The sequence below is a fragment of the Mycobacteroides sp. H001 genome, assembly GCF_001440005.1.
In the GTDB taxonomy this organism is placed as follows: domain Bacteria; phylum Actinomycetota; class Actinomycetes; order Mycobacteriales; family Mycobacteriaceae; genus Mycobacterium; species Mycobacterium gwanakae.
Window position 1 is genome coordinate 350682 of sequence record NZ_LJYH01000021.1, and the last position, 11547, is coordinate 362228.

Below are 11547 nucleotides of genomic sequence, written 5' to 3' on the forward strand. Positions count from 1 at the left end.
GATGCCACGGAGGCGGGAGTTGAGCGCTATAGCGCCTAGACTTCTTGACGCCATGACCTCTACAGATATCCCCACGCCCGACACCGGCGAATCGAGTGCACCACGCGCGGATGACGCCGTCACCTTCGCGGACCTACAGATTGCCCCCGAGGTGCTGCGTGCGGTGTCCGACGTGGGGTACGAAACACCGTCGGCGATTCAGGCCGCCACCATCCCGCCGTTGTTGGCAGGTTCGGATGTGGTGGGCCTGGCGCAGACCGGTACCGGGAAGACGGCGGCGTTCGCCATCCCCATCCTCTCGAAAATTGATTTGACCTCGAAGAACACCCAGGCCTTGGTGCTGGCGCCCACACGTGAGCTAGCGCTGCAGGTCGCCGAGGCGTTCGGCCGGTACGGCGCCCATATGCCCAAGCTGAATGTGCTGCCGATCTATGGCGGCCAGTCGTATGTGGTGCAGCTGTCGGGCCTCAAGCGAGGGGCTCAGGTTGTGGTCGGGACACCAGGGCGTGTCATCGATCACCTGGAGCGCGGCACGTTGGATCTGTCGCACTTGGACTATCTGGTGCTGGACGAGGCCGACGAGATGCTCACCATGGGCTTCGCCGAGGATGTCGAACGCATCCTGGCCGATACCCCCGAGTACAAGCAGGTGGCGCTGTTCTCGGCCACCATGCCCACCACCATCCGCCGGCTCACCAAGAAGTACCTGCACGACCCGGTGGAGATCAAGGTCGAGGCAAAGACGTCCACGGCCGAGAACATCACTCAGCGCTTCATCCAGGTGGCGGGCCCCCGCAAGATGGACGCGCTCACCCGGATCCTCGAGGTCGAGACGTTCGAGGCGATGATCGTGTTCGTCAGGACCAAACAGGCCACCGAGGAGGTGGCCGAAAAGCTCAAGGCGCGCGGATTCGCCGCGGCGGCGATCAACGGCGATATCAACCAGGCACAACGTGAGCGGACCATCAACGCGCTCAAGAGCGGGACCATCGACATCCTGGTGGCCACCGACGTCGCCGCCCGCGGCCTGGACGTCGAACGCATCTCCCACGTGCTCAACTACGACATTCCGCACGACACGGAGTCGTATGTACACCGCATCGGCCGCACCGGTCGCGCGGGCCGCTCGGGTACTGCGGTGTTGTTCGTCTCTCCGCGTGAGCGGCATCTGCTCAAGGCCATCGAGAAGGCCACCGGTGCCAGACTTGCCGAGGAGCCGCTGCCGTCGGTCGACGATGTCAATGCCCAGCGCGTGACGAAGTTCCGCGATGCCATTACCGCTGCGCTCGCGGCACCGGAAATCGAACTGTTCCGCCGGCTCGTCGAGGACTACGAACGCGATCACAATGTGCCGGTGGCCGATATCGCCGCAGCGCTGGCGGTACTGTCGCGCGACGGCGAGCAGTTCCTGCTCAAGCCCGATCCGCCCCGCGATCCCCGCCATGAGCGTGGAGAACGCCCCGAGCGTGGGCCCCGCGAACCGCGCACGCAGACTCCCGGCTTGGCGACGTATCGCATTGCTGTCGGCAAGCGGCACAAGGTGATGCCCGGCGCCATCGTGGGCGCGATTGCGAACGAAGGCGGTTTGCATCGCAGCGACTTCGGGCACATCACGATCCGCCCCGATCACTCACTTGTCGAGCTGCCCGCCAAGCTGTCGCCCAAGACGCTGAAGGCACTGGAGAACACCCGGATCTCCGGTGTGCTCATCGAACTGCGCCCCGCAGGTGGGGCCGATGGTGCGCGCCCGGCCCGCAAGTTCTCGGATCGCAAGCGTCCAGACCACAAGCACACGGACCACAAACGGTCGGAGGCGAAGCGTCCCAAGCGGTCCCCCAAGAAACCATGACGGCGGTCCCCGCGACTGACAGTGCCCCCGTCGTCCATGGTCCCGGACGCGTCGCTGCGCTCACGGGTATCCGGGCGGTGGCCGCGACCCTCGTGGTGGCCACCCATGCGGCCTACAGCACCGGGAACTATGTCGTCGACGGCGTCTCGCCATGGCGGGCATATCTGCACCTGATGCAGGCTCGTTTGGAGATCGGTGTCCCGATTTTCTTCGTTCTGTCCGGGTTCTTGCTGTTCCTGCCCTGGGTGCGTGCCGCTGCTGATGGAACTTCCCCACCTTCGGTGAAACGCTATGCCTGGCACAGGTTTCGGCGCATCATGCCGGCGTACTGGATTCTGGTGGCGATCGCGTACACCTGGTATCACATCCGGGATCAGTATCCGAACCCCGGACACACCTGGCTGGGCTTGCTTCGAAACCTCACGCTCACCCAGATTTACACCTCCAATTACGGGTATCGCTATATCCATCAAGGCATGACCCAGATCTGGAGTCTTGCCGTCGAGGCGGCGTTCTACGTCGCGTTGCCCTTCTTGGCGTGGCTGCTGATCAAGAAACTCTGTGGGGGTCAATGGCGGCCGGTGCGCCTGCTGGTTGGTTTGGGCGTTCTGGTCCTGGTGACACCGGCATGGATGACGCTGGTATACACCGTCAGTGCCCTTCCCGACGGTGCGAAACTGTGGCTTCCGGCCTACCTTTCGTGGTTCGTGGGCGGCATGATTCTGTCCGTTCTCGCCGTGATGGGTGTGCGGTGCTACGCGCTGGTGACCGTGCCGCTCGCGATCATCTGCTACCTCATCGTGTCCACGCGGATAGCCGGAGACCCGACGACCTCGCCCTGGGCACTGCCGCAAGCACTGACCAAATCGATCTTCTACGTGGTGATTGCGACATTGCTGGTCGCGCCCGCCGGGCTGGGTGACACCGGCTGGTATGTCAGGTTTCTCTCATCGCGGCCCATGGTGTGGCTGGGCGAGATCTCCTATGAGCTTTTCCTCATCCACATGATCCTGATGGAGATCGTGATGGTCGACCTACTGCACTACCACGTCTATACCGGGTCGGTGGTGATCGTTTTTCTGGTGACGATGGTGGTCAGCGTGCCTGCATCGTGGCTGATCCATCGGGCTGCGCAGATGCTGCTGGCGTGGGGTTCACGTCTGCGGAAATCATTGGCGCGACGAACTCCGTGATCAGAGTGCGCTCGTCCTCGGGGTTGTCCTCGGGGTAGGACAGCAGCGAGATGATTACCCGGACATACCATTTAGCCCGCAGGTGAGTCACCGCAGTGACATTCTCCGCGGAGACAAACGCCGATACCATGGCGTTCAGGACTTCCGAATGCAGGGCCAGTGAACCGCCGACATACTCGCCGGGCCGGAACCAGGCCGACAGTGCCGGGTTTTCACGCACCAGCCGCAGGCTGGTGAGCACGGCGCTGACCAGCCGCTCCGTCGGATCGTCGATTCCGGCCACCGCTGTGGTGACCTGCCCGGTGATGGTTCGTGCCTCGCGGTGCACATAGGCGATATGCAGCGCCTCGCGGTTCTCGAAGTACCGGTACAGCGTTGCCCGGGAACAGCCGGCTGCTTTGGCGATTTCATTCATGCCTACGGCAGCGACGCCGTCGCGCACGAACAACTCGGCGGCCGCATCGAGGATCTTTTCCGCGGCGACCGAGGTCCGAGTGTCGCCCAACCAACTCATGCTGGTTCACGCTCTTCGCGCCGGCGCCTCATCGCACGATCATCGCACGCGGATGGGAACCGTCAGGGGCCTTCGCACATACGAGCCGTCCGCCCAGGTGACGCCGTCGAGATCGACCTCGAAATCCGGTATGCGGGTGAGTAGTTCCTCGAGCGCTACCCGAGACTGCATGCGTGCTGCTGCGGCCCCCAGACAGTGGTGATTTCCATGGCTGAAGGTGAGCAGCTTGCCTGGGTTCCGCAGGACGTTCAATTCGCCTGCATCATTGCCGTATTCGCGCTCGTCCCGGTTGGCACTGCCATAGAGCAGCAACGCACGCCGTCCCGCGGGAATCGTGGTGTCTCCGAAGGTGACGTCACGGGTTGCGGTGCGTGCCAGACCCTGCACCGGAGAGGTCAGGCGCAGGAATTCCTCCACGGCGCCCGGGATGAGCGATGGGTCTTCGATGAGCTTCCGGCGTTGGTCGGGGTACTGGTGCAAGAGTTGTATTGCACCGCCGAGCATTCCGGTGGTGGTGTCGTTACCGCCCGTCACCATGGTGAACGCGAATCCGAGGATCTGGAGCGTCCCGCTGATGTCTCCATCGGCGCCGACTCCGGCGGCGACGAGGTGGGACACGGTGTCGTCCTCGGGTTCGGCACGCCGCCGCTCGATGAGTCCGGTGAAATACATCATCAGTTCACCGATGGTCTGAGCGACCTCGCCCTGCATGGACTCGATGTCGATGGCACCGCCGGATGCCGCGGCGACGATGCCGTCGGTCCAGACATCGAACTGTGCACGGTCCTCCTCGGGAACCCCGAGATAGTGCGCGACGACCATGGAGGGCAGTGGCTTGAACAGCTCGACGACGATATCGCCTTCGCCGCGTTCCCTGAGGCGCTCAAGGCGTTCCACCACGAACTCGCGCACCTTGGGTTCTACGGAGGTCACTTGGCGCGGTGTGAATCCGCGGGAGACGAGCTTGCGGAAGTTGGTGTGGGTGGGCGGGTCCTGCATCACCATGGGCGGGTTGTCGCCCATGCCGGTCTTCTCGAGATCGCCGTACATGATGGTCAGACCCCGGGCCGAGGAGAACGTCTCCCAGTCACGCGCCGCCTCGTAGATGTCGGCGTGCCGAGTGAGCACGTAGTAGTCCTCGGTCGGGGCGTGCTCGGGTACCACGTGGTGCACCGGGTCGTGATCGCGCAGCGCCGTATACATCGGCCATGGATTGGTCCAGTTGTCGGATGCTCCGGGGATGTAGCGCGGCACAACTGTGTGAGACACATCGACTGACATGTCTTATGTGTAAGGCATGTAACGGGGAGTGTCAACACTCTTTAGTGAAACTAGACGAGCGTCCCAGGGTTCAGGATGCCTGCGGGGTCGAGCGCCTGCTTGATCCGGCGGTTGACTTCCAGCACCTCTGGCCCGACCTGGCCTCCCAACCATGGCTTCTTGAGCCGTCCTACCCCGTGCTCACCGGTGATAGTGCCTCCCAGGGAGATCGCCAGATTCATGATCTCGCCGAACGCGGCATGGGCGCGCTGCGACTCATCGGGGTCGTTGGGGTTGTGCACGATCAGTGGATGGGTGTTGCCGTCGCCGGCGTGCGCGATCACCGAGATGAGCAGCCGGTGTTGTGTGGCGATGGCTTCCACTCCTTCCACCAGCTCGGCGAGCTTGGGAAGCGGGACGCCCACATCTTCCAGCAGCAGCGGACCTTTCGCTTCCACCGCAGGGATCGCGAACCTGCGTGCCGCGACGAAGGCCTCGCCCTCGTTCTGGTCGTCGGTGGAGAAGACTTCGGCCGCATGGTGATCGGCAAAGATCTGTGCCATAAGGTCGGCATCCTCTGCCGAGGTTCGGCCGCGTTCATCCGAGCGGGCGACGAGCATGGCGGCGGCGTCGCGGTCCAGCCCCATCTTCAGTTTGTCCTCTACCGCGTTGATCGCCACCGAGTCCATGAATTCCAGCATCGAAGGCCGGATCTGTGCGGTGATCGCCAGCACCGCGTCGGCCGCCTCGGACACCGTATTGAACGTCGCCACCACGGTGCACGGCGGCGGTTGTGGGGGCAGTAGCCGCAGCGTGACCTCAGTGATCACTCCGAGGGATCCCTCGCTGCCGACGAAGAGTTTTGTAAGACTCAGTCCAGCAACATCTTTCAGTCGAGGTCCGCCCAGTCGCAGGATCGTGCCGTCGGCCAGGACGACGTGCATCCCCAGCACGTAGTCGGTGGTGACGCCGTACTTGACGCAGCACAGCCCGCCGGCGTTGGTCGCGATGTTGCCGCCGATGCTGCAGATCTCAAAGGACGATGGGTCCGGCGGATACCAGAGGCCGTGTTCGGCGGCGCTGGCCTTTACTTCCGCGTTGAGGGCGCCGGGCTGGGCGATCGCGACACGTGTGGTGGTGTCGATCGTGATGGCGCGCATCCGTTCGGTCGACAGCACGATGGCTCCGTCCTGGGCGGTCGACCCCCCGGACAGTCCTGTGCCCGCACCGCGTGGCACGACGGGGATGTGGTGGGTGCTGGCCCATTTCAGGGTCGCGGAGACCTGCTCCGTACTGCTGGGACGCACCACCGCCACAGGCGTTCCGGCGTCAGGATCGAAGGCGCGGTCCTGTCGATAGGAGGCGGTGATATCCGGATCGGTGATGACCGCACCCTCACCGAGGGTGGTTGCGAGCTCGTCGAGGGCGGTCTGGCTCATATCATTCGCGCCGTCGCGCCGGCGTCGATCGGCAGCACCGTTCCGGTGATGTGCGAGCTGGCTTCGTGAGCCAGGAACAACACGGCGCGGGTGACTTCGTCGGCTTTGAGGAAGGGTGCGTACTGCAGGTGCAGCGATGCGAAGACGGACTCGACGTCCTTGAGGGTCGGTTTCTCGAGGTCGGGGCGCATCATGCCGAAGACGAAATCGTTTTGTGTCATCGGGGTTTCGATGTTGCCCGGTGCGACGGCGTTGACGGTGATGCCGTAGCCGACGAGGTCATGCGCGGCGACCTTGGTCAGCCCGATGACGCCCCACTTCGACGACACGTACGAGGCCTGCGCCCACGTCGCACTGTGTCCGAGCATCGAGGAGACCGTGATGATCCGACCGTAGTTCCGCTTGATCATGCCGGGTGCCACGGCGGCGATGGTGTTGAAGGTTCCGGTGAGATTGGTGCCGATGACCTCGTCCCATTGCGCAGACTCGACGTCGGGCAGCAGCGCGATGGTGCTGATACCGGCGTTGGTGATCGCGATATCGATTCTGCCGAGTGATTCCTCGGTTTCGGCGACAAACGCCTCCAGCGCTGCACGGTCTTTCACGTCGAGTTTGGCTGAGATGCACTGGCGTCCGGTCTTTTCGACCATCGCGACCGTCTCGGCCAAGTCGTCCTCGGTTGCCAGTGGATACCCCACGACGTCGCTGTTCTCGCAGCGGTCACAGATCGCGATATCAGCGCCCGCCTCAGCCAGCGCCAGTGCGTGCGAACGCCCCATGCCGCGCGCGCCGCCGGTGATCAGTGCAGTTCTTCCCTCGAAATCAGCCACGGAGCCGACCCTACCGAGTGGGATCCTTTTGGGGCCGCTGTTCGTCCCGGTCCAACTCCCGCAAGACGGGCATCCGTGTGCTGGCGACGGCGATGAGGATCATGGGTATACCGATGATCGTCAAGGTCGACGCGACGCCGAACTTGTCGGCAATCGGGCCGGCGAGCATGAATCCGAGCGGCCCGGCGCAGTACGCGGTGGACGTCATGACGCCCACGACTCGCCCGCGCAAGTGCTCGGGGGAGCGGGTCTGCATCACGTAGTTGGCGATCGGCGCCACTGGTCCGTAGATGAAGCCCAGGCACGCGCCGAGTACCAGCAGCACCGCGATGGGTGGCAGAAGCGACATGCCCAGCGTGGTGATGCCGGCGGTGAAGGTGGCACACAGCATGATGGTGCGGCGTTGGACGTAGCGGACCATGGTGGCGTACCCGAGGGCGCCGAGCAGCCCGCCGACTGAGATGGCCATGAGTATCCAGCCGAGTTGCTGAGGTGTTCCGGCATCGCTGAAGTGCTTGGGCAGCAACACACTTTCGATCGGCAGGTACAGCGCCGTGATGGCCATGTCGATAAGTGCCAGGGTACGAAGGATCTTGACATTCCAGACGAACTTCAATCCCTCGACGACACCGCTGACGACGCCGGTGGGCTTGGTTTCGGCAGCCGGTTTCCCGCTGCCTTCGACCTTGAGAAAGGCGATGGCCACCACCGACACGACGAAGGTCGCAGCGGTGGCCCACATGGTGTTGACACCGCCGATGGAGGCGATCAGCAGACCTCCCAGACCTGGTCCCACGATGTAGGCGACGTTGAACACCGCTTCGTACCTGCTGTTCATCCGGTCGAGCGACCAGCCGGCAGCCTTCGCCGCGGCCGGCAGCATTGATTCGCGTGCGGTAATCCCGGCGGGGTCGAAGATGGCGCCGAGCGCGGCAAGGCCCGCGAGCAGCGGCACGCTCAGCCCGGTCGTCATCGCCAGAATCGGTATGGCAGACACGGATAACAGCGAAAGTACGTCGGAGATTATCGACATCTTGCGTCGCCCGAAGAAATCGACCGCGGTCCCCGAGATCAGGGTCGAGAAAACCAGCGGCAGGGTGCCGGCCGCGGCGACGATCGCGGCATCCGCGGCAGAGCCGGTGCGCTGCAGCACCAGCCAGGGGATCGCGACGATCGACACACCGTTGCCGATGGCGGCTACAACGGATGCGAAGAGCAGCAGGAGTACCGGCCGGCGATTCACCTGATCGATTGTCGGCGAATCCGCCGTCGGAGAGGACATGTCGCGGAAAAACGTAGCAGCGAGCTGGGCGGGTGGTCGAGCGAATTTCTTGGCTAGTTGGCCTGCACCGCTGCGCGGATGATTTGGGCGGTCGCTTCCAGGTTGGGATCGCGACGAACCATGAATCCCTTTGCGAAGGCAAGTTTGTCGCCTCCGCGTCGCGGCACCACGTGTAGGTGCGCGTGCATGACCGTCTGGAATGCGACGCGGCCGTCGTTGAGCGCCAGGTTGGTGCCATCGCTCTGCAGCTCCGAATCGCGCATGGCGTTGGCGATGCGCTGGCCCACCGTCATGATGGCGGCGGCGTCATCGGGCTTCAGATCCGTGAGGTCCTGTGCATGGGCCTTCGGGATCACCAGGGTGTGTCCACGGGTGATGGGGCGGATATCGAGGAAGGCGAGCGTCGTCTCGTCCTCGTACACACGGAATGATGGCGACTCGCCGGCGACAATGGCGCAGAAGACACACGACATGAGCACACCGTAGCGGGTCGGCAGATCAATTCACTTCTGTCACAGCTGTTTCAGGGCATGGCTGGGTTCCGATGGGCGGTATTAGCGTCCGAACATGTATTCGATTGGGGTGTTGGGGGCTGCGGTTGATGCCTTCTGTGCTGATGCGATCGATGCGTTGAGCGCTTCTGAGGCGTTGGCGGTGTTGGCCCGGTCAGAGTGGTGCGGCGTCGGCTCTGTGCTGCTGGACTGGGGTTGGTGCCTGCGGTGACCACCCAAGCCTCGCCGGTTGAAGCCACCAACAGGCCCGCGCCGAGTACGTCGCCGCTCGACGCAAGTAAGCCGCCGCGCTCGCCGGCCCGCATGCCATGGGCGAGGCATTGGCCGCCTGGCTAGCCGTCGTCTGACCCTATAAGGGCCATGGACTCTCCGATCCCTTGTACTGCCGTGGTTCCTCCTGTCGCCAGGTGGTGCGCCTTGTCGGCGGGAGTCGGGGGTGTTGAAGGCGGCCTTGATGCCTTCTGTGACCGGGTCTGCATCTGTGGTTTAGCTGTGCGCCACCTCACTCCCGGACGTAATTTCCCGGTGCTCGGCGCGCTCACAGGCGACTTCGGCGCAATAATCCTATTGCGGGAGTGTCCCATTCGGGCGGTGGGCGCAATCCGCCTGACCGTCGCGCGTCTGATCGCGCCTAGAGAATCAACTTATAGATGACAGACTTCGTCTACCAGTTGCGAACCTTATCGCCCAGTCTTATCGTTTCTGCTATCAGGTTCACGGCGAGTGATCGCCAAGTGCCAACGTTGTCACCTGATCGAAGTTCGAATCTATCGCCAACTGGCAGAGCCTTTTTCGGCTCGCCTTGAGCGAACCAGACGGCAAAGATGAAAGGCACTCTGATACCCATGAGCAATCTGCTTAGCTACGACCAGATTCACACCATTGTGCGTGAGGAGTTGGCCGAGGTGCTCGGCATCGAGACCGAGGAAGTCACGACGGCGCCGATGTCTGACCAGGGCGTAGAGTCGCTCGATATCGTCGAACTCCGGCGCAATCTGGAGTCGAAGTTCCGCGTTACCTTCCCGCGCAGCAACGTTCTCAGCGCTCTCGCTGATGAGCTTGGAGGTAAGGACCGCGTGTACGACGCGGAAGGTCGGATCACCAAGCTGGCTGAAGGTGCGTTGTATCAATCGGCGTTCGGCTACACGGCCGACGACTTCCAGGCCGGTGCTTGGCCGCACGAGGTTTCGGGGGCGACAACGACCGCCCATTGGGCGTCGATGGCGCATCGCCTCCTCAACCCTTCGGCTGGTCCGGTCACCGGCGATGAACTTCTGGTCGCCGATGTGCGGGAAGCACTCACTCAGGCCAACTCGGCTGTCGCATAGCGTCTTTAGCTAAAGCATCTTCACAGATGGAGCTACAGAAACAGTCACCTGACGACGACGATGTAGTCATCACAGGGATTGGACTTGTCGCGGGTACGGTTACCGATCCCGAGGAGCTATTTTGGCAGTTGAACGACGGTGCCTCCTTCATCCGGCAGCACCAGGAGCATCGCGATGCTGAGTTGCCCGCGTCGGTTTCCGGGCATGTAGATGAGGAAACCGTGCGCAAGCTGGCGAGTGCCTTGCCGGAGCAGGCGGCTCGGGTTGGCGCGGCTGGTGTAATCGGATGGCATGCGGCAGTGGAGGCTTGGAAGCGCAGTGGCCTGCCTAACCTTGCGGGCAGCGACCGGGTCGGTGTGTTCGCCGCGTGCAACAAGCTCGCGTTCGCGCCGGACACACTCGCGGATCTGTCTCGGCTCTACGACCGGCAAGCCGGCACATTCGACCTCGACGCCTACCTGGACCATCGCGAGGCCATATCGGATCTTCCGGATGATCTTCTGCAGTTTCTTCCGGATACGCTGACCGCCTCTCTGGCCGAGTATTTCGGCCTCGGTGGACCGCTGGTGACTCATGCGGAGGCGTGTGCTGCGGGCGGTGTGGCGATCGGCAGCGGCTACCGGCATATTCGCTCCGGCGAATTGGATGTGGCGCTGGTCGGTGGCGCAGAGCGACTGACTACTTACAGCATCGTCACGGCTTTCGCTGCGCTCGGCGCGCTCGCCCCCACTGGTGACAAACCAAGCGCCGAGATAAGCAGGCCATTCGATAAGGCTCGCAACGGTTTCGTCATCGCCGACGGCGCTGCATTCCTTGTGCTGGAACGACGCTCGCACGCCGAAGCGCGTGGTGCACAGGCGCTGGCAAGAGTCGCCGGCTACACGGGCACCGCCGAAGCAGTACGGATAACCTCAAGCGAGCGGGACGGTGCGACATACGCGGCATGTATGCGTGCCGCGATCGCTGATGCCGGTCTGAATCCGTCAGACATACATCATGTGAACGCTCACGGGACGGGTACGCAAGCCAACGACGAGTGCGAAGCTGCAGCTCTGCACTTGGTGTTCGGTGCCGACGCGGCCTCAATTCCGTTGACCAGCACCAAGTCCTCGCTCGGTCATGGATTTGCGGCAAGCGGCGCGATCGAAGCCGTGCTGTCTGCGATGAGCTTGCGTGAACAGGTTATTCCGCCCACGCTGAATTTCAGCGAGCCGGACGATGTCACCAAAGGGCTCGACGTAGTCACCAAGGCCCGGCACTGTGAATTCAACACCGTGCTCTCCAACTCCTTCGGCTTTGGCGGCATGAACTGCACACTAATCCTGGCAAAGGAAGCGTGA

General features: G+C 63.2%; 11 protein-coding genes. 5 read left to right on the forward strand and 6 right to left on the reverse strand.

Annotated features, from left to right (window positions below; translation table 11 throughout):
- Nucleotides 1-52 precede the first annotated feature (52 nt).
- Both AOT83_RS03665 and AOT83_RS03670 read left to right on the forward strand, forming a co-directional pair.
- Nucleotides 53-1849 carry a DEAD/DEAH box helicase gene (locus AOT83_RS03665; RefSeq protein ID WP_057965156.1) on the forward strand — a complete coding sequence of 599 codons (1797 nt, stop codon included), beginning with the start codon at nucleotides 53-55 and terminating at the stop codon, nucleotides 1847-1849.
- Nucleotides 1846-3042 carry an acyltransferase gene (locus AOT83_RS03670; protein ID WP_057965155.1) on the forward strand — a complete coding sequence of 399 codons (1197 nt, stop codon included), beginning with the start codon at nucleotides 1846-1848 and terminating at the stop codon, nucleotides 3040-3042. The genes AOT83_RS03665 and AOT83_RS03670 overlap by 4 nt, the downstream gene beginning before the upstream one ends.
- On the opposite strand, the gene AOT83_RS03675 is transcribed toward AOT83_RS03670, so the two are convergent.
- From AOT83_RS03675 to AOT83_RS03700, 6 genes are read right to left on the reverse strand one after another with little or no spacing between them, the layout of a single operon-like run.
- Nucleotides 2945-3556 (reverse strand): TetR/AcrR family transcriptional regulator, encoded by a 612-nt coding sequence (locus AOT83_RS03675; protein ID WP_057965154.1) that lies wholly within the window; start codon nucleotides 3554-3556, stop codon nucleotides 2945-2947. The genes AOT83_RS03670 and AOT83_RS03675 overlap by 98 nt on opposite strands.
- Before the next feature lie 39 nt (nucleotides 3557-3595).
- On the reverse strand, nucleotides 3596-4837 hold the full coding sequence (locus AOT83_RS03680; RefSeq protein WP_057965153.1) for a cytochrome P450: 1242 nt from the start codon (nucleotides 4835-4837) through the stop codon (nucleotides 3596-3598).
- A gap of 50 nt (nucleotides 4838-4887) precedes the next feature.
- Complete coding sequence (locus AOT83_RS03685; protein WP_057965152.1) at nucleotides 4888-6255, reverse strand: FAD-linked oxidase C-terminal domain-containing protein; 1368 nt, start codon at nucleotides 6253-6255, stop codon at nucleotides 4888-4890.
- Nucleotides 6252-7085 carry a mycofactocin-coupled SDR family oxidoreductase gene (locus AOT83_RS03690; protein WP_057965151.1) on the reverse strand — a complete coding sequence of 278 codons (834 nt, stop codon included), beginning with the start codon at nucleotides 7083-7085 and terminating at the stop codon, nucleotides 6252-6254. Before AOT83_RS03690 ends, AOT83_RS03685 begins: the two co-directional genes overlap by 4 nt.
- A 10-nt stretch (nucleotides 7086-7095) precedes the next feature.
- The gene (locus AOT83_RS03695) at nucleotides 7096-8367 is read right to left on the reverse strand and encodes an MFS transporter (protein WP_057965150.1); all 1272 of its coding nucleotides are present in this window, start codon (nucleotides 8365-8367) and stop codon (nucleotides 7096-7098) included.
- Nucleotides 8368-8420: 53 nt separating this feature from the next.
- Nucleotides 8421-8840, reverse strand: a complete 420-nt coding sequence (locus AOT83_RS03700; RefSeq protein ID WP_005116307.1) for an HIT family protein — start codon at nucleotides 8838-8840, stop codon at nucleotides 8421-8423.
- A gap of 94 nt (nucleotides 8841-8934) precedes the next feature.
- Between AOT83_RS03700 and AOT83_RS27765 the strand changes: the two genes are divergently transcribed.
- The 3 genes from AOT83_RS27765 to AOT83_RS03710 all read left to right on the forward strand — a co-directional run bounded on the left by AOT83_RS27765 (nucleotide 8935) and on the right by AOT83_RS03710 (nucleotide 11547).
- Entirely contained in the window at nucleotides 8935-9090 is a 156-nt protein-coding gene (locus tag AOT83_RS27765) for a hypothetical protein (protein ID WP_165592867.1), read from the forward strand.
- A gap of 613 nt (nucleotides 9091-9703) precedes the next feature.
- Nucleotides 9704-10207, forward strand: coding sequence for a phosphopantetheine-binding protein (locus tag AOT83_RS03705; protein ID WP_030094851.1), 504 nt, complete (start codon nucleotides 9704-9706; stop codon nucleotides 10205-10207).
- A 26-nt stretch (nucleotides 10208-10233) separates the two neighbouring features.
- Complete coding sequence (locus AOT83_RS03710; protein ID WP_057965149.1) at nucleotides 10234-11547, forward strand: beta-ketoacyl-[acyl-carrier-protein] synthase family protein; 1314 nt, start codon at nucleotides 10234-10236, stop codon at nucleotides 11545-11547.

Bases quoted from the DNA above. Each gene is read 5' to 3' on its own strand.
- AOT83_RS27765 (WP_165592867.1), top strand. From the start codon at position 8,935: ATGTATTCGATTGGGGTGTTGGGGGCTGCGGTTGATGCCTTCTGTGCT.
- AOT83_RS03680 (WP_057965153.1), bottom strand. From the start codon at position 4,837: ATGTCAGTCGATGTGTCTCACACAGTTGTGCCGCGCTACATCCCCGGA.
- AOT83_RS03710 (WP_057965149.1), top strand. From the start codon at position 10,234: ATGGAGCTACAGAAACAGTCACCTGACGACGACGATGTAGTCATCACA.
- AOT83_RS03670 (WP_057965155.1), top strand. From the start codon at position 1,846: ATGACGGCGGTCCCCGCGACTGACAGTGCCCCCGTCGTCCATGGTCCC.
- AOT83_RS03685 (WP_057965152.1), bottom strand. From the start codon at position 6,255: ATGAGCCAGACCGCCCTCGACGAGCTCGCAACCACCCTCGGTGAGGGT.
- AOT83_RS03705 (WP_030094851.1), top strand. From the start codon at position 9,704: ATGAAAGGCACTCTGATACCCATGAGCAATCTGCTTAGCTACGACCAG.
- AOT83_RS03700 (WP_005116307.1), bottom strand. From the start codon at position 8,840: ATGTCGTGTGTCTTCTGCGCCATTGTCGCCGGCGAGTCGCCATCATTC.
- AOT83_RS03695 (WP_057965150.1), bottom strand. From the start codon at position 8,367: ATGTCCTCTCCGACGGCGGATTCGCCGACAATCGATCAGGTGAATCGC.
- AOT83_RS03675 (WP_057965154.1), bottom strand. From the start codon at position 3,556: ATGAGTTGGTTGGGCGACACTCGGACCTCGGTCGCCGCGGAAAAGATC.
- AOT83_RS03665 (WP_057965156.1), top strand. From the start codon at position 53: ATGACCTCTACAGATATCCCCACGCCCGACACCGGCGAATCGAGTGCA.